Source organism: Lactobacillus sp. B4007 (genome assembly GCF_026535895.1).
Classification (GTDB): domain Bacteria; phylum Bacillota; class Bacilli; order Lactobacillales; family Lactobacillaceae; genus Lactobacillus; species Lactobacillus panisapium.
The window spans coordinates 227081-243291 of sequence record NZ_JAFNPA010000001.1 but is presented as its reverse complement, the minus strand read 5'-3'; the positions used below and the strand labels follow the sequence as shown (position 1 = coordinate 243291).

The window sequence follows — 16211 nt, the reverse complement described above, 5'->3', positions numbered from 1 at the left end:
ATGAGAAGAATTAATGAACATTAAAGATTTAATTACCGAAGAACGCAATCCCAACACGATGAACATCGATTCGATGTCAACGCTTGAGATGGTTCGTACAATCAATCATGAAGATCAAAAAGTTGCTGCAGCTGTTGGCCAGCAGGATCAACAAATTGCGCGAGCAATTGACGCCGCAGCTAAACGGTATCAGCAAGGCGGCCGCCTAATTTATGTTGGTGCAGGCACTAGTGGCCGGCTGGGAGTACTTGATGCAGCTGAGCTAGTCCCGACCTATGGCATTAAGCCAGAGCGGGCAGTTGGCTTAATTGCAGGAGGTAAACAGGCAATGCTACAGGCGGTTGAGGGAGCAGAAGATGACCTTGAGCTCGGTCAGCAAGATTTGCGCCGACTTCATTTATCTGCAAAAGATACGGTGATAGGTTTAGCAGCGAGTGGCAGAACGCCTTATGTAGTTGGCAGCCTTGATTTTGCTAACGAGGTTGGTGCGTTAACGATTGCAATTGCTTGTGTTCCAAATGCCGTAATCAGCTCACATGCAGAAATTGGTATTGAAGCCGTTGTTGGTCCAGAAGTTATCACGGGCTCGACACGAATGAAGGCTGGTACCGCACAAAAAATGATTTTAAATATGATTTCCACCAGTGTGATGATTAAGCGGGGGAAGGTTTACCAAAACGTCATGATTGGCGTTCAGCCGACTAATGCCAAGCTAATTGACCGTGCATGCCGCATTATTAGCACAACAACCGGTGTTTCTACTAGTGAAGCAATGACGGCTTTACACAATAGTGCAAATGATGTTTCTGTAGCAATTATTATGATTGAAACTGGTAGGTCAAAGGCAGATGCTAGGAATTTGCTGGCAAAAGCACACGGTAATGTTGCCGCGGTTTTGCAGGCGAATAAATAATGAATTAAACCTTGATAGCATTAATAATGTGACTCAAGGTTTTTCTGGTTTAATTAGCGTAATTTATGTCATGCTTTCTTGAAGTGTTTAAGTTAAGTGATAAAGCGATAAAATGACTAAGTTGTTAAGTTTTTAGTTTAAAAAGCTATGCTAAGCTAGAAAAAAATGCCATTTTTCCTGAATATTTAGCCCTAAGGGCTTGAATGTCGCTGGTTAAAGTTGAATAATAAATATGGTTATTAACTTTTTTCGGCAACTTTTGGTAAAATAATAAGTTGTAGACAAATATTATACGGAGGAAATTATGTCTTATAAAGACAATATGATGTTGTTTGCCCTTAATTCGAATGTGCCGTTAGCGCAAAAGATTGCTGATCGCGTTGGTATTCCACTAAGTGAATCCAGTGTGCAGCGCTTTAGCGATGGCGAGATTCAAATTAATATTGACGAATCTGTCCGAGGCAAAGACGTATATTTGATTCAGTCAACCAGTGTTCCAGTCAATGACAATTTGATGGAATTGTTAATCATGATTGATGCCGTCCGCCGTGCAAGTGCACAGACGATTAATATTGTGATTCCTTATTACGGCTATGCTCGCCAAGACCGTAAAACACGTCCACGTGAACCAATTACCGCCAAGCTAGTAGCAGATATGCTACAAGAAGCTGGCGCAACTAGAGTATTGTCACTTGACTTGCATGCACCACAAATTCAAGGTTTCTTCGATATTCCTGTGGATAATTTGATGGGTGCACCACTACTTGCAGATTATTTCTTAAGTAATCACTTAGAAAAAAATGCTGTAGTTGTATCGCCTGATCATGGTGGCGTTACCCGTGCTAGAAAGTTAGCAGAATTTTTGGGTACGTCAATTGCGATTGTGGATAAACGTCGCCCACGTGCCAATGTCGCTGAAGTTATGAATATTATTGGTGATGTTAAAGGCAAAAGAGCAATCATTATCGATGATATGATTGATACTGCCGGAACAATTACTTTAGCAGCACAAGCATTAATTGATGCGGGTGCAACTGAAGTCTATGCTAGTGCCACTCACGCTGTATTGTCTGGCCCAGCAATTAAGAGACTGAATGATTCTCCGATTAAAAATTTAGTATTAACAGACTCAATTAACCAACCTGCCGAGAAGAAGTTGGATAAGACTTTACTTGTTTCAGTCGGTCCACTTATTGGAGATGCGATTAAGTGTATTCAAAAGAATGAACCGCTTAGTCCATTGTTCAATACTAGATACCAAGAAAATAAGCAAAATATATAGTTTAATATATATATTTAATATATAACACACAGAAAAAGACTTGCTTACAAAGTGAGTCTTTTTTTGTGTAGAAAATTTAGCCACTTAATAAGCCTATTTGACCTCTTACCCATTCTTTATTTACATGATAAAAAGCTTAAGTTTAACTAAAAGCATAAGAAATAAAGGAGAAAGCTATGTCAATAAAAGAATTGTTTAAGTCAAATATTCCCCGTGGGATGTTCATCTTGCTTGCTTATGTTTTGTATGCGATTGCAGAAACGCTCAATAATTATTTAATCAAATTTGCAACCGATAATTTAACCAAAAAAGCTTGGACTAGTGCGGTCATGTGGCTCGTAATTATTGCTATTATGGGGCTATTTACCTTTTTTCTATTGCCTCTAGGAACATATCTTTTTAATCAGCAAATTCAAAATTATCTTCATCAAATTCGAACGCACATGATGAAGCATTATTACGGCCAAAAATCGGTCAATGTAGCTGAAATGGCGAACCAACTAGGCAATAATTTAAAGATTTTAACCGATAACTATGCTAAACCATGGATTGACATTTGGAGCACGATTCTAAGAGTTATATTAGCTATTACCGCCATCTTGACAATGCACTGGTCAATTGTAATTGCCACGATTTTAATTACGATCATTGTTCTGCTGTTACCTAAGATTCTAGAGAAAAGATTGGCCAGAGCTTCCGCGATTGTAGCTAAAGCGAATTCAACATTTTTAAATACGATTAGTAATTGGTTTTCCGGCTTGGGTGAACTTCGCCGCTACCAGTCTAAAAAGACCTTGAAGCAAGCAATTAAGCAAAAAAGTCAGGCTTTGGCCGATGCGAATATCACCCAGGGAAAAATTAGTGGTGAAGCTCAAATTATTAATGGTATTGGCAATTCAGTTGGTCAAGTGGGTATTTGTTTCTGGTGTTCTATTTTATATTTCTCGCAGCAGATTACAATCGGAGATTGGCTAACAAGTCTTGGCTTTGTTTCAATAATTTTTAATGGACTTTGGCAAGTTATAACTGCGATTACTAAAATAAAATCGACTGTAGAATTGCGTGAACAAGTTGCTACACTAGTTCAACCAGTCAAAATAACTAATAAGCGAGTTATTGTTGATGCTGTCCAAAGCCATAATTTGGTTGTTACGTACGCAAATGGTGAAAAACTAACTTATCCAGATTTTGAAATTAAACCAGGAGAAAAAGTTTTGTTAACAGGTGACTCGGGAACGGGCAAGTCTACTTTATTTAAAGTTTTATTGAACCAAATTAAGCCAAGTGCAGGCTCAGTTATGTTCAAAGCGACTAATGAGCAGTTAATTAAACCGCAAAATGCCCAAGTTGGGTATATCGCTCAGGATGCTAGTCTTTTTCCCACAACCATTGCGAATAATATTACGATGTTTAATCAGCAACTTAACGGTAAACTAAAACAAGTTTTACAAAAAGTGCAACTGGCCCCAGATTTAGCTAAGTTTCCGGCACAAACTAACACCGTTATTGACTTAGATCAACCTAATTTGTCTGGCGGGCAAAGACAGAAAGTGGTGTTAGCACGCGCAGAAATTCACGAGACTAAATTCTTGCTGCTAGATGAGGCTACTAGTGCAATAGATCGTCAGGGTACAAAACAAATTATTAGTGAATTGCTCAAGACAAACGCAACGATTTTAATGATTGCACATAACTTTAGCCCCGAATTAATCGCGCAGTTTGACAGACAAATTCATTTAACTACCAACAGTAAGGGGGCTAATAACAATGACGATTAGAGCATTTTTTAGAATAAATCCGGTAAGATTTATTGGGATAATGATTAACGTTGTCTTCATATTTGCCTCCATGATTTTTGATACTCAACTATTAATTATTGAAACGACAGCATTAAAAAATAATGATCCCCGAACCTGCTTTAGCATTATTGCAATCGAATTTGGTTTAGCTTTGTTTAACTACCTAGTTCAGGGCCTAAATTCCTATTTAATTGTCAAGCAAGAGCAACAGTACAATGTTGCTTTACGTGAACAAATTACAGACCATTATTACTTAGATGGTCAAGATCATCCGGTAGCGCAAGTACAAAACCGCTTGACTAATGATTTAGTGCAAAATAACGAAAATTATCTGGAAGCTTTTATTGGCTTTGTTTCTGGTCTAGTCACACTAGTGCTTGTTTTTATTTTATTAATTACAATTCATTGGAGCTTACTAATAACAATTATTGCAATGACGCTTGTTTCGCTGTTGGTACCGAAACTAATTGCTAAACCGTTACAAAAAGCAACAATGCAGATTTCGACTAGCAACCAGCAATATCTCGATTGTTTGAATAAATGGCTTAACGGATTAGACGAAATTAGACGTTATTTGGCAGGTGAAAAATTATTTCAGGTGACGGCTAAAGCGGCCAAAAAATTAGAAGATGCCAATGTGAAGCAAACTGGTTTCACGCAATGCCTTTCAAGTATCAATAGTCTAATTGAAGTAATCTTTTCTTTGATGTTGTTTCTTCTTGCCGGTTTCTTATTTTTAAATGGGAAAGTAGCTTTTGGCGTAATTGTGGCAGCGTCTAACTGTGAGTACTACATGAACTTTGCGATTAGCAAGATGGTTGATGCGTATGGGCAAATAAAGGGCGCACAGAAATTGAATACGGAGATTGAGGCAACTTGTCGCCTTCTGCCACAACCGGAGCTAGGAAATGCTACACCAGCTGGATTTAGTACCCACAATCTCAGCTTGCAGTTTCCTAATGGTGAAAATCTGTTCTTTCCAGATATTGCTATTCTGCCGGGTGAGAAAATCTTATTTACTGGTGATTCCGGTTCCGGCAAGACGACATTATTTAGGTTGATTTTAAAGCAGATTAAGCCGAATACGGGTGAAATAGTGTTTAAAGATCAAAATGGCAAAATAATTAACCCTGATATGAGTCAAATCGGTTACATTCCACAAGATCCCGTGCTTTTTCCCGTCAGCATTGCTGATAACATGACAATGTTTAATAAAAAGTTACAAGCCCGGCTACCAAGTTTAGTGGCAAAAGTACACTTAAACAGCGACATTGCCAAATTTGATCAGGGATTGAATGAACGAATTGATTTGAATAAGCTAAATATATCTGGTGGACAAAGGCAGAAAATTGTACTGGTTCGTGCTTTAGTGCATCAGAGTAAAATTATCCTGATTGATGAGGGCACAAGTGCAATTGACCAAAAAGCGACAATGGCAATTTTGCGTGAAGTGACCAATACATCGGCAACGGTGTTGTTTATTGCCCACAATTTCAATGCCCAGATGAAACAGTTATTCGACCGTGAGATCCACCTTACCAAGTTGAGTAAATAAGTAGGCTCACAGTATCAAAGTTAGCTAAGGCCTAATAAAAAAATTAGTCTAAGAAAATGAACTTTTTTGGTCTAAGAAATAGTTCCTTCCAAGTCTATTTTTTACTGTTTTTCGGCCTTCTCAAATAGCGTAACTTACCGTTTTTAACGTAGCGCTGGAATTGTTGGTAAAGCGGATCAAAAATCTGCGGTTCTGCACTGTTTGACATCATAATTTTAGGGAAAAAGAAGCGTTCATCTCCTTGCAGTGTGCCATTGAGCGCACGAACTAAAGGACTTAATTGCGACAATTCAATTAATTGTCCGTCGCTTTGCATAATTTCAATTTGGCTGTTGGCGTTTTTACCTCTCGGCTTGTATGCATCATAAGGTTCATCAAAGGCAGAGTTAGTGTCCGTATAATAAAGTGGATCAAATCCTGCTTGCTTGATCAAATCTTTCAGTTTAGGAAGCAAGTTTTTGGTTTCTTCATCAATGCAGACACTTTCCAGAGGCTTTCTGAATAAGTAGCTACTTGCTAAGTCAGCTAAGATTGGGTCGCTAGCCTGGGTCCATTCTAAAAAGTTACTTTCCATAACGCCATCGTCTAATTTAAGATAATCTTCGAGGGTCCAATTTCCGGCTAAAAAGTTGGCTAGATTAGGCGTCACCCGCAACGTCCCTTGTTGGTAAACCATTTTGGCTCGTTCCAGCAGATGTTGCAGAATTACTTCCATTGATCTGCCAACGCGATGAAAGTAGACTTGCTGATACATCTGATAACGCGAGACAATATAGTCTTCAACTGCGTGCATTCCAGCCATTGTGAAGCAAATTCCACCACTGTACGGTCTGATTTCTTGCAAAATTCGTGAAAGATCAAATTCGCCGTAAGTGACACCAGTGAAATAGGCATCACGCTTTAAATAATCCATCCGATCAGCATCGGCTTGGCTAGAGATCATTTTAACGACTTGTGGGTTAGGGTAAGTTTTGGCAATAACACTAGCAACTAGATCGGGAAAATTAGGTGCGACTTTGCGCAATACCTGATTGATTTCAGTACTAGAGTCAGTGATAATCTTTTGCCCAATCTTTTCGTGGTCTGTGCCAAATAGATGCTCAAAAGTGTGGGAATATGGTCCATGACCGATGTCATGCAATAATCCCGCGCACTCGACTAATAAGCGGTTATTATCATCCCATAGCCCGTCGCCGGGAACTCGTGAAGGATACTTGGTAGCAAAGATGTTGCAAATTTTGCGGGTTAATTCGTAGACTCCTAGATTATGCTCAAAACGTGTATGAGTAGCACCGGGAAAAACGTAGGCTAATGGTCCCAACTGTTTAATCCGTCTCATTCGTTGAAATTCTTTAGTTTTTAAAATGTCTAGGATTACTTGATCCTCGATATGAATGTAATCGTGAACGGGGTCGCGTAAGACGACTTCCTTAGCTAATTTTTTGCTTTGAAATTTAGGCATATAAATTCCTCAAAAATTTAATTTCAGTTAATATTGGAAAAGTCTACTACTTATCTTGATTATAGCAAACTTAAAAGTCTATAGTTGTTATCGATTTTTAAAATAATTTTGAATAATATCAACTAAATGCTCATAATTATATGTATGACAATATAAAAGGGATTGATTAAATGAGATACATTGGAAATAAACTAAAACAGCTACGGCATGACCTTGGTTTAACTCAAACAGAAATGGCTGCAGGAGTAATTTCTGTTTCATTTTATTCAAAAGTAGAACGCGGACTTCATGACATTGGTGCAGAAGAATTAATTGAAATCTTACAGAAACAAAATATCAACTTTCAAGAATTCTTTTCTGGTGTTTCAAAGGAAAGTGCTGATAAGAAAAGATTAAATATTTTATTTAATAAATTTATTAAAGCTGCTAATGAAGATAATGATAATGAAATAGTTAGCATTATTAATGAATTCGAGAATATTAAGCCAAGAACTCCATTTATTAGATCTCAAATTCTTTTAGCAAAAATGATCGCCAATACTCACGATAAATATTCGCTTGAAAAATTAAATAATGAAGAAAAAAAGAAAATTAAAAAAATTATTTTTCAAGAAGATTCGGATGAAAATGAGTACTTACGAATTGCTATAATTGCTAATACAATTCGAGTATTTAGTCTTGAAGAAGCATCTTTTTTGGTTATAAGTATTATGAGGAGGTACCAAGATACAAATAAAATTGACCGCAAAATAATGTATGCATTAAGTGCATTAATGGTTAATTATACTAATTGGTGTTTAGAAAATAAAAAAGCTAGCTTATGCAAAGACGCACTAAAATATTTAATGAGATTACCTAATACTGTAGAATTAGCTTTTTCTAAAATTTTAGGGCAATATTATAGAGACTTAATAAATCATGATATTAAAAATGCGAAGAAAATTCGGGAAACATTGATTGATTCAGGATATGAAACAATTGTAAAAAAAATAATTTCTATTAATCAAGTCATAGATTAAATTTCAAATATGAAAATTTACTTACTTATGAATAAAAAAACGTTACCATAAATGTGACATGTAATTATAATTGTAAAAAAAAGGAGAAATATTATGGACATGTTAAGAGATGTAATTGTTGTTTTTGGTTAGTTTAACTATAAACTAATATTTAGCAAAAATAGTTATTCAATCATTCTTCCCCAAAGAGCATCTTCAATCTTTTAGATTGAAGATGTTTTTTTACACTGTTTTTAAGTATTTATCCAATTGGATAAAAAAGTCTATCTAAAACACCATTTAAACAATAAATGCTTTTTGTGATAATTAAATCGTAAATTAATGAAAGCGTTTTTTATGATTTTACATTACTTTACAAAGGAGAAGCAATTATGGATAATCCGGCAATTAATGTTAATTCGTAAATCGATAAATTGAAAACGATTTTATTAAAAAGAACTGGTGCAGAAGTTGAAAATACTACACCAAAAACGATGAAGCGGCTTTTGTTTGACTATATTCTTTTTTTTAAAATCGCTCAGAAAGAGCATGACTATTTTGCTGAAACATTAAAAAAACGGTGTGGAAACATTATATATTGATGACCTTGCAGTTGAGGTGCTCTCAAAAGATGACGATATTTAAGAAAAGTTCTTGGAACAGTATCTTGACGAACATGGCTATGGCTCAGGAACTACGCATGATGTTTTTCATGAATATCTGACAGATTTGGAAATTAAAGTTATGTTGTAGAAGCTTTACAGCGGCGTTCGCCGCAATGAAGTTGATTTAGATGTTAAACACGAATCGCTTCATGACTTAGCAGGTAGTGACGCTAAAGATCCGTTCCTACTGGATCCACTTCCTAATGCATATTTAACACGTGATCCAAAAGCATCAATTGGTTCAGGCATTACCATTAACCGCATGACATTTGCTGCTAGGCGCCCTGAATCATTGTTTACCGAATTTGTGATAAAATATCATCCTCGCTTTGTTAGCAAAATAGATATTTGGCGTAACCGTAATCACACTACTAGAGATGAAGATACGCAACTAACTTTATGGCTGTATACTAAAAAGCAGGCTACATTGTCTTCACTTGCCCGTATTTTGATGGTTCACCCCAAAACAATTGAGTATCGCCTTGAAAAAATCAGACAGGCTACTCAGTTAAATCCTAAAGTAGGAATCGATTTATTACCTCTGACAGTTGCTTATCTAAAAGAAAAAACCGAAAATCTCGGCATTTTGGAAACAGAATTACAAAGCTTTTCTGATGATATGTTGCCGCGAGATCGGACAATCTCAGTTAGTCTCGATTAGTGATTACTATCTATAAGTCAATTTGTTATGTAAAAATCTCCTTAAGAAAATAAGAAGCACATACCTGTGAATAGCGGGTATGTGCTTTTTAAGTGCTAAAAGCACTTTGCTTTTAGCATTCATAATATTAAAATAATAATTATCAATTTAATGATCTGTTAATTAAAATCTGCTTTGCCTAGTTGCTTAATCAATAATGTGGACAAGAGGTAGGTCAATGTTAAAAAAGAAATTTTATCTAATATCTCGACTAGTTAGCGGACTAGGCAATTCTTTATACGGATTGGTTTTTATTTGGTGGCTGCAAACTCAGACCGAAAGTTCATTTATTGTCGGTATCGTTAATGCTATTTTTTCTACGACAGCAGCATTGTCGATTTTTTATGGTCCGATTATCGACAGCCACTCTTATAAGAAGACGAGCATTGTTGCAATGATTTGGCAAGTAGGTTTAACTTTTACGTTAACAGCTACTATTACCTTTTTTGCACATAATTATTTTTGGGCAATTTTAATTGCGGGAGCACTATCCCTTTGTGATGAATTTTTTGATCCAGCTGACCGGGCAATTCTAAAAGGCACTCTGACAAAAGAAAATGAGATGACCTCAATGATTGCTCAAATCAATATTGTTGATCAAGTGGTCCAAATTGGTGGTATCGCGCTTTCCGGCGCACTGTTAGCTTTTCTAACTAGTGGACAAATTATTTTTATTTGTGCATGCCTAAGTTTGTTAGGCTTGATCTTATTGCTAGTTGCTCTTGATCAAGTCTCTAGTCAAGATCATGACCAGGTTAAAAAGGTTTCTCATACAGTGACTCTTGCAAATTATTGGCAGCAAGTTACCAGTGGGTATCAATATGTGCGAGCAAATAGTTTTTTGCAGCGATACTTTTGGTCATCACTCCTATTTTCTTTTGCTAGTCCAGCGCTAATTCTGCTTTTGCCTCGTATTGCTCAAAAAAGTGGTAGACCGGCGCTTTACAGTACATTTTATCTGTTTTTGATGGCTGGCTTTATTTTAGGCGCACTATTAGCTGGTAAAATGAATGCTGATACCCGAATAATGGCATTTTCTTGGATTTTGAGTGCAGTTCCGCTTATATTAATGCTCTTTTTTATGACTAACATGATTGCTTTTGTTTTTCTACTGTTTATTTTTGGGATAGCAACTAGTATCCATAATGTTTTAGGCGAAGCTAAAAAGCAAAATGTAACGGAAAATCAATATTTAGCAAGAGTATTAACAACTATGCGCACCGGGACCGAAATTGGCGGACCAATCGCATCAGTTGTAGCAGGCGCTCTTCTTGACCATGTGGGTCAGCAAGAGCTGATTATTGTTTGTGTCATCTTAATTTTATTAGGTGGCATCAATTTATTACTGGTTAAACCGGCAGATTAATTTTTAAAAAGTAGGTCATTTTTTAGCGGATTCTAGTAATTTCGCCAGTATTAAATGACCGACTACCTGTTTCAGTTTCCAAAACTAAGTTACCCATAGGTGTTAGGTCAACTGCGCGTCCTTGAATGGTTGTTTGACCCAATTGGAGGGTAACTTTTTTGTTTAAAAGCATCATATGTTTTTTATATTGGGTGAGGAAATCGCTGTGGATAAAATTGGGGATAAAAGAAAATAGGTGGTGGACTAAATTACTGATTAAATGACAAGTTTTTTCAGTGGTCGGCTGGGCAGTAAGCAAATTAGTCGCACCGGGTAACTCTTCGTTTAGATGAGTTTGAAAAAGATTGCAGCCAATACCAATAATGGCAACGTGTGGAGCGGGACATTCAACCAGAATGCCCGCTATTTTTTTGCCCTGCCAGAAAAGATCATTAACCCATTTAAGCTCTGTTTCTATCTGTAATTCTTGTTTAATGGTTTCGTAAAGCTGCCAAGCAATGCCAGTGGTTAACAGGCCCTGATTTTGCCCGGTTAGTTGCGGCACTTTAATTACTAGTGATAGGTAGATTCCCCCTTGATTTGAGATGAAGGGGCGAGCATTTTTGCCATAACCGCCAGTCTGCACGTCACTGCCAAACAGTTTGGGGCCGTGATAACCATTTGCTAAGAAATCTTCTTTAGCAGCTAAATTAGTCGATTTGCATGTTTGCCACCAATTGATTTGCAATGGCAAATCTGCTAGCAACATTTTAAGGCTCTCTTTTTTTACGGCAGTATTAGTTTGTTCATTACACATTTTGCTGATATTACCTCATTCAAAAATAATAGTTTGATTATCAAAGTATTTTAAGATTAAAAATTGACTTAAATTATTAATATTTTAACCTAAAAAGCGCAAAATACAATATTTATTTGACTTTTTTCACTTAATACAATATCATACTTTCATAATTTATTTTGAAGTACAAAGTAAATAGGGAAGATGATAATTGTCGCTTTTAATTTTTAAGTTGTTCAATTTTACGAGTCAAAACGCGGAGACTAGCTGCTTTTTTGATTAGTATGAAAGAATCGAAAGTCGCAATTTAGTAATAACTATTAACTAAGGGGTGATGCTATTGGAAACAGATTTGAAAAGAATTAATAGCCTGTTAACAACGGTTTATTCCGATATCATGCGTGTAGAAGAACGTGAATTACGTAAGAGCGAATTTAAAGATATTTCAATTAGGGAACTGCATGCAATTGATGTCATTTCTATGTATGAGCATAAGACAAGCTCGCAAGTTGCTAGTGAATTAATGGTAACTGCCGGTTCATTATCAACAATGGTTAATAAGCTGGTACGCAAAGGCTATGTTATTCGGATTCACGGTGAAGATGATCGTAGAATTATTCGCCTAGGATTAACCAATCGCGGTCGTTTGATTTACCGAGCACACGACTCGTTTCACCGACACATGGTTAAGAAATTTATCGAAGGTTTTGATGAAGAGCAGATAGCCATTATTGAACGGGCTCTGCTTAATCTGAGGGCTTTTCTCGAATTTCCACCGCATATTGATAACAAGAAGGGGCATTAACCTGATGGGGTTAAAAATTACGCAAACAGCCAGCTATGTACCACCCCAAGTTGTCACAAATGATGACTTGGCAGAGATAATGGACACTTCTGATGAATGGATTTCATCCCGCACTGGTATTAAACAGCGCCATGTTTCTCACGGTGAGCAGACTTCAGCTTTAGCTGTTAAGGTGGCGCAAAGTTTACTAAAAAAAGCGGCTGTTGATGCTGATCAAATTGATTTTATTATTGTGGCTACAATGTCACCGGATTTTTTAACTCCCTCGACAGCTGCAATAGTGCAAGGAAAGATTCATGCCCAACATGCTTTAGCTTTTGACCTTAATTCCGCCTGCTCTGGGTTTATTTACGCCTTGGCCGTTGCGGATAAGTTGCTTGCTGGTCCTTATCGCAGGGGGCTGGTCATTGGTGCAGAAGTTTTAACCAAGTTAGTTGACTGGCAAGATCGCTCTACTGCCGTGCTGTTTGGCGATGGTAGTGGTGGCGTACTTGTGGAAAAAGATGCCGCCACCGCGGGAATTATTGCTGAAGATTTGCGTGCATTTGGTGAACAGGCGGCAATTCTAACGGCCGGCTATCAGCCGACTGTTTCCGCCTTTAGCCAAGATAATACTGATCAGCACAAGCACTATTTAGAAATGCAGGGCCGCGATGTTTATACCTTCGCTACACATGAAGTGCCAAGCTCAATTAACCGGGTATTATCGCAGGCTAATTGGCAAAAAGATGATGTTGATTGGTATCTTTTGCATCAGGCCAATGGCCGCATCTTAACCGTAATTGCCAAACATCTTAATGAGCCAGTAGCTAAGTTTTTGAATAATGTTGCCTGTTACGGCAACACTTCGGCGGCTAGTGTGGCAATTTTGCTAGACGAATTTGTAACATCGGGTGATATTCAACCCGGCCAGAAATTAATTTTAAGCGGCTTTGGTGGCGGTCTGACGGTTGCCAGCATTGCACTGATTTTTTAACTAAAGAAATTAACAAAGGAAGTATACAAGATGACAGAACAAGAAATTTTTGAAAAAGTAAAAGAAATTATTGTTGCCCAAACCGGAGAAAGCGATGCTGCAGTGACACCGCAAGCAAATATCAAGGATGATTTAAATGCCGATAGTCTGGATGTTTTTGAAGTAATTAATGAATTGGAAGACGAGTTTGACATCAAGATTGAAAGTGAAGATGGTATTCAGACCGTTCAAGATTTAGTTGATTTTGTGCAAAAACAGCTAGCTGCGAAAGAGGGTTAACTCATGGAATTAAGTCCATTAATGAAAAGTTTGGGACTTAACTATCCAATCTTTCAAGGCGGAATGGCTTGGGTTGCTGATGGTAAGTTGGCTGCCAGTGTTTCCAATGCTGGTGGCCTAGGAATTATTGGTGCCGGCAATGCACCAGGCGAAGTTGTAGCGGCAGAAATCGAGCGGGCAAAGTCGTTAACCGACCGTCCTTTTGGGGTCAATGTCATGTTGCTATCACCATATGCCGATGATGTGGTTGACGTAATCTTAGCCAATAAGGACAAAGTTGCCGTCGTCACTACTGGTGCCGGTAATCCTTCCAAGTACTTATCCGAATTTAAAAAAGCACAGATTAAGGTAATTCCTGTTGTCGGTTCAGTAGCACTTGCGCGAATGATGGAGCGTATTGGTGCTGATGCTGTCATTGCGGAAGGGATGGAATCCGGCGGTCATATTGGTAAATTGACAACGATGGCACTAGTTCCGCAAGTGGTAGATGCCGTGAAAATTCCGGTAATTGCTGCTGGTGGTATTGGTGATGGCCGCGGTCTTGCAGCTGCATTTATGCTAGGTGCGCAAGGTGTTCAAATGGGTACCCGCTTTTTAGTTGCGAAAGAATCAAAAATTCATCCGAATTATAAAAAAGCTGTCTTGCGTGCTAAAGATGCCAGTACGATGGTAACTGGCGAATATGCTGGTCATCCTTCGCGCGTTTTGAAAAACAAGATGGCAAAGGACTATATCAAGCTGGAAAAAGAAGAAGCATTGCAGCCTGAGCCTGATTTTGCCAAATTAGAAGAGATGGGAAGCGGCAGTTTGCGCCGGGCAGTCATCGACGGGGATCCGGATACCGGTTCATTTATGGCCGGTGAAATTTCCGGCATGGTGCATGAAGAACAACCAGCTGCGGAGATTTTGGCTGAAGTAGCTGAACAAGCAGAAAAACTATTGACTGGCGGTCGTTAAGCAATGATTGGATTATTATTTAGTGGACAAGGAGCACAAAAAACCGGGCTTACGCTAGATTTATATCAATCAGTACCGCAGTATCGTCAGTTGATTGATCAGGCCAGCAATATTTTGCAGTTTGACTTACCTGATCTACTTTATGATCAGGCGCAAGCACAACGATTGGCGGCAACTGAGTATGCACAGCCAGCAATCTTAGCAGTAAGTTATGCACTTAACCAAGTATTGCAGGATAGCGTAGATATACCTGCTTTTGGTATTGGTCTTAGCTTAGGCGAATACAGTGCACTTGCGAGTGCGCATAACATTGATTTTGTTTCAGCTTTGCGGCTTATCCAAAAACGCGGCGAACTAATGGGAAAAGCAAGTAAGCAACATCCTGGTGTAATGGTGGCCGTGATGAAAAGTTCGCTACCTAAAATTAAGGCGGTTTTAGCAACTGTCCAAGATTTAGGAGAAATTGGCATTGCCAACGTTAATACCCCAAAGCAAGTGGTAATTGGTGGGGCCGAAAAACCTGTCACCAAGGCATGTAGTGAGTTAACTGCTCAGGGTGCCCGGGTAGTGCCGCTGCGGGTTAGCGGAGCTTTTCACACTCCGTTAATGCAGTCGATTCAGTCAGATCTTAATGCTGAATTAAGGCAAGTTAACTGGCAAAAAGGGCGCTTTCCGGTATACAGTACAACAACACAAACAGAATTTACGCCCGCGAATTTGACGACTAATTTAACTAATCAGCTAGTGAGTTCAACTTATTTTGCTAAGACATTAATGCAGCACCAAGATAAATTAACCGCGGTAGTCGAGCTTGGTCCCGGTCAAACTTTACTGTCTTTTGCCCGTAAAGTGGTTACTGGTGTGCCAACTTACCGCACGGATAGTTGTGCTGACCTGCAGGCTGCAGTTAGTGCATTGGAGGCAATGAAATAATGGATTTAAAAGATAAAGTTGTTTTGATAACAGGCAGCTCACGCGGCATTGGTTTGGCTATCGCACAAGCTTTTGCGCAAAATCATGCCAAGATTGTTTTAAATGCGCGTAAACCGGTAGCACCAGCAATTATTACGGAACTAAAAAAATATGGTAATGATGTAATTGATCTTAGCGCCGATATAACGGATGTCTCTGCTGTCAAAGAAATGATTGCCCAGATTTATGCCCAATTTAATCAGTTAGATGTCGTGGTTAATAATGCCGGAATTGTCAAGGATGGCTTGTTGAACCGAATGTCAGAAGAAGATTTTCAAAGCGTGATTGATACTAATCTGATTGGTACGTTTAATGTTATCAGACAAGCAGTCAGACCAATGTATAAGCAGCGCAGTGGTTGTTTTATCAATCTGGCAAGTGTAATTGGGTTGACCGGTAATATTGGGCAAGCAAATTATGCCGCCAGTAAGGCAGGAGTAATCGGCTTAACCAAGTCTGTCGCAAAAGAAGTTGCCATGCGTAACTTGCGGTGCAACGCGATTGCGCCCGGAATGATTGCTACTCAGATGACCCAAAATCTTAGTTCTAAATTAGAGCAGCAGATAATTGACCAGATTCCACTTAAGCGTCTAGGCCAAGTGGAAGAAGTGGCGCAGGCGGCTATTTTCTTAGCTCAAAGTGATTACATAACCGGCCAAACAATTACCGTTGACGGCGGTTTAACCATGCAGTAAAGGAGAGGC

Annotated in this window: 16 protein-coding genes and 1 pseudogene; 15 read left to right on the top strand and 2 right to left on the bottom strand. The window is 38.4% G+C overall.

All coding sequences use genetic code 11. The annotated features are described in order from the left end of the window. Positions 1 to 13 precede the first annotated feature (13 nt). The 4 genes from murQ to J3U54_RS01200 all read left to right on the top strand — a co-directional run bounded on the left by murQ (position 14) and on the right by J3U54_RS01200 (position 5549). Entirely contained in the window at positions 14 to 913 is a 900-nt protein-coding gene (gene murQ, locus J3U54_RS01215; protein ID WP_267384635.1) for an N-acetylmuramic acid 6-phosphate etherase, read from the top strand. 304 nt (positions 914 to 1217) lie between these two features. Then, positions 1218 to 2195 (top strand): ribose-phosphate diphosphokinase, encoded by a 978-nt coding sequence (locus tag J3U54_RS01210; RefSeq protein WP_103752280.1) that lies wholly within the window; start codon positions 1218 to 1220, stop codon positions 2193 to 2195. Positions 2196 to 2371: 176 nt separating this feature from the next. Beyond that, positions 2372 to 3973, top strand: coding sequence for an ATP-binding cassette domain-containing protein (locus J3U54_RS01205; RefSeq protein WP_267384634.1), 1602 nt, complete (start codon positions 2372 to 2374; stop codon positions 3971 to 3973). Continuing rightward, positions 3963 to 5549 carry an ATP-binding cassette domain-containing protein gene (locus tag J3U54_RS01200; protein ID WP_267384633.1) on the top strand — a complete coding sequence of 529 codons (1587 nt, stop codon included), beginning with the start codon at positions 3963 to 3965 and terminating at the stop codon, positions 5547 to 5549. The genes J3U54_RS01205 and J3U54_RS01200 overlap by 11 nt, the downstream gene beginning before the upstream one ends. A 94-nt stretch (positions 5550 to 5643) precedes the next feature. On the opposite strand, the gene J3U54_RS01195 is transcribed toward J3U54_RS01200, so the two are convergent. Beyond that, positions 5644 to 7011, bottom strand: a complete 1368-nt coding sequence (locus J3U54_RS01195; RefSeq protein ID WP_103752283.1) for an HD domain-containing protein — start codon at positions 7009 to 7011, stop codon at positions 5644 to 5646. Between the two features lie 170 nt (positions 7012 to 7181). Here J3U54_RS01195 and J3U54_RS01190 point away from each other — a divergent pair, with 170 nt between their 5' ends. The 5 genes and pseudogenes from J3U54_RS01190 (at position 7182) to J3U54_RS01175 (ending at position 10740) form a co-directional block, all read left to right on the top strand. Continuing rightward, the gene (locus tag J3U54_RS01190) at positions 7182 to 8030 is read left to right on the top strand and encodes a helix-turn-helix domain-containing protein (protein ID WP_103752284.1); all 849 of its coding nucleotides are present in this window, start codon (positions 7182 to 7184) and stop codon (positions 8028 to 8030) included. Between the two features lie 473 nt (positions 8031 to 8503). Next, a complete protein-coding gene (locus tag J3U54_RS09120; RefSeq protein WP_374106539.1) occupies positions 8504 to 8611 on the top strand; it encodes an arginine deiminase family protein in 108 nt (35 codons plus the stop codon). 247 nt (positions 8612 to 8858) lie between these two features. Continuing rightward, positions 8859 to 8990, top strand: a pseudogene (locus J3U54_RS01185) (arginine deiminase family protein); the annotation flags it as partial. Then, positions 8982 to 9335 carry a helix-turn-helix domain-containing protein gene (locus tag J3U54_RS01180; protein WP_267385043.1) on the top strand — a complete coding sequence of 118 codons (354 nt, stop codon included), beginning with the start codon at positions 8982 to 8984 and terminating at the stop codon, positions 9333 to 9335. The pseudogene J3U54_RS01185 and the gene J3U54_RS01180, both read left to right, overlap by 9 nt. Positions 9336 to 9552: 217 nt before the next feature. Then, positions 9553 to 10740 carry an MFS transporter gene (locus J3U54_RS01175; protein WP_267384632.1) on the top strand — a complete coding sequence of 396 codons (1188 nt, stop codon included), beginning with the start codon at positions 9553 to 9555 and terminating at the stop codon, positions 10738 to 10740. A 22-nt stretch (positions 10741 to 10762) separates the two neighbouring features. Here the strand turns inward: J3U54_RS01175 and J3U54_RS01170 are convergent, their stop codons facing one another. After that, a complete protein-coding gene (locus tag J3U54_RS01170) occupies positions 10763 to 11488 on the bottom strand; it encodes a biotin--[acetyl-CoA-carboxylase] ligase (RefSeq protein WP_267384630.1) in 726 nt (241 codons plus the stop codon). Between the two features lie 364 nt (positions 11489 to 11852). On the opposite strand from J3U54_RS01170, the gene J3U54_RS01165 reads away from it, so the two are divergent. From J3U54_RS01165 to fabG, 6 genes are read left to right on the top strand one after another with little or no spacing between them, the layout of a single operon-like run. After that, positions 11853 to 12323, top strand: coding sequence for a MarR family winged helix-turn-helix transcriptional regulator (locus tag J3U54_RS01165; RefSeq protein WP_174683348.1), 471 nt, complete (start codon positions 11853 to 11855; stop codon positions 12321 to 12323). Between the two features lie 4 nt (positions 12324 to 12327). Next, the gene (locus J3U54_RS01160; protein ID WP_416381965.1) at positions 12328 to 13299 is read left to right on the top strand and encodes a beta-ketoacyl-ACP synthase III; all 972 of its coding nucleotides are present in this window, start codon (positions 12328 to 12330) and stop codon (positions 13297 to 13299) included. 30 nt (positions 13300 to 13329) lie between these two features. Next, complete coding sequence (locus tag J3U54_RS01155; protein WP_103752288.1) at positions 13330 to 13578, top strand: acyl carrier protein; 249 nt, start codon at positions 13330 to 13332, stop codon at positions 13576 to 13578. A gap of 3 nt (positions 13579 to 13581) precedes the next feature. Further along, positions 13582 to 14535 (top strand): enoyl-[acyl-carrier-protein] reductase FabK, encoded by a 954-nt coding sequence (fabK, locus tag J3U54_RS01150; protein ID WP_220234795.1) that lies wholly within the window; start codon positions 13582 to 13584, stop codon positions 14533 to 14535. A 3-nt stretch (positions 14536 to 14538) separates the two neighbouring features. Then, positions 14539 to 15468: an ACP S-malonyltransferase gene (locus J3U54_RS01145; protein ID WP_267384621.1), complete on the top strand. Its 930-nt coding sequence runs from the start codon at positions 14539 to 14541 to the stop codon at positions 15466 to 15468. After that, the gene (gene fabG / locus J3U54_RS01140; protein ID WP_220220132.1) at positions 15468 to 16202 is read left to right on the top strand and encodes a 3-oxoacyl-[acyl-carrier-protein] reductase; all 735 of its coding nucleotides are present in this window, start codon (positions 15468 to 15470) and stop codon (positions 16200 to 16202) included. The genes J3U54_RS01145 and fabG overlap by 1 nt, the downstream gene beginning before the upstream one ends. Positions 16203 to 16211 lie beyond the last annotated feature (9 nt).

Bases quoted from the DNA above. Each gene is read 5' to 3' on its own strand.
- murQ (WP_267384635.1), top strand. From the start codon at position 14: ATGAACATTAAAGATTTAATTACCGAAGAACGCAATCCCAACACGATG.
- J3U54_RS01210 (WP_103752280.1), top strand. From the start codon at position 1,218: ATGTCTTATAAAGACAATATGATGTTGTTTGCCCTTAATTCGAATGTG.
- J3U54_RS01205 (WP_267384634.1), top strand. From the start codon at position 2,372: ATGTCAATAAAAGAATTGTTTAAGTCAAATATTCCCCGTGGGATGTTC.
- J3U54_RS01200 (WP_267384633.1), top strand. From the start codon at position 3,963: ATGACGATTAGAGCATTTTTTAGAATAAATCCGGTAAGATTTATTGGG.
- J3U54_RS01195 (WP_103752283.1), bottom strand. From the start codon at position 7,011: ATGCCTAAATTTCAAAGCAAAAAATTAGCTAAGGAAGTCGTCTTACGC.
- J3U54_RS01190 (WP_103752284.1), top strand. From the start codon at position 7,182: ATGAGATACATTGGAAATAAACTAAAACAGCTACGGCATGACCTTGGT.
- J3U54_RS09120 (WP_374106539.1), top strand. From the start codon at position 8,504: ATGAAGCGGCTTTTGTTTGACTATATTCTTTTTTTTAAAATCGCTCAG.
- J3U54_RS01175 (WP_267384632.1), top strand. From the start codon at position 9,553: ATGTTAAAAAAGAAATTTTATCTAATATCTCGACTAGTTAGCGGACTA.
- J3U54_RS01170 (WP_267384630.1), bottom strand. From the start codon at position 11,488: ATGTTGCTAGCAGATTTGCCATTGCAAATCAATTGGTGGCAAACATGC.
- J3U54_RS01165 (WP_174683348.1), top strand. From the start codon at position 11,853: ATGCTATTGGAAACAGATTTGAAAAGAATTAATAGCCTGTTAACAACG.
- J3U54_RS01160 (WP_416381965.1), top strand. From the start codon at position 12,328: ATGGGGTTAAAAATTACGCAAACAGCCAGCTATGTACCACCCCAAGTT.
- J3U54_RS01155 (WP_103752288.1), top strand. From the start codon at position 13,330: ATGACAGAACAAGAAATTTTTGAAAAAGTAAAAGAAATTATTGTTGCC.
- fabK (WP_220234795.1), top strand. From the start codon at position 13,582: ATGGAATTAAGTCCATTAATGAAAAGTTTGGGACTTAACTATCCAATC.
- J3U54_RS01145 (WP_267384621.1), top strand. From the start codon at position 14,539: ATGATTGGATTATTATTTAGTGGACAAGGAGCACAAAAAACCGGGCTT.
- fabG (WP_220220132.1), top strand. From the start codon at position 15,468: ATGGATTTAAAAGATAAAGTTGTTTTGATAACAGGCAGCTCACGCGGC.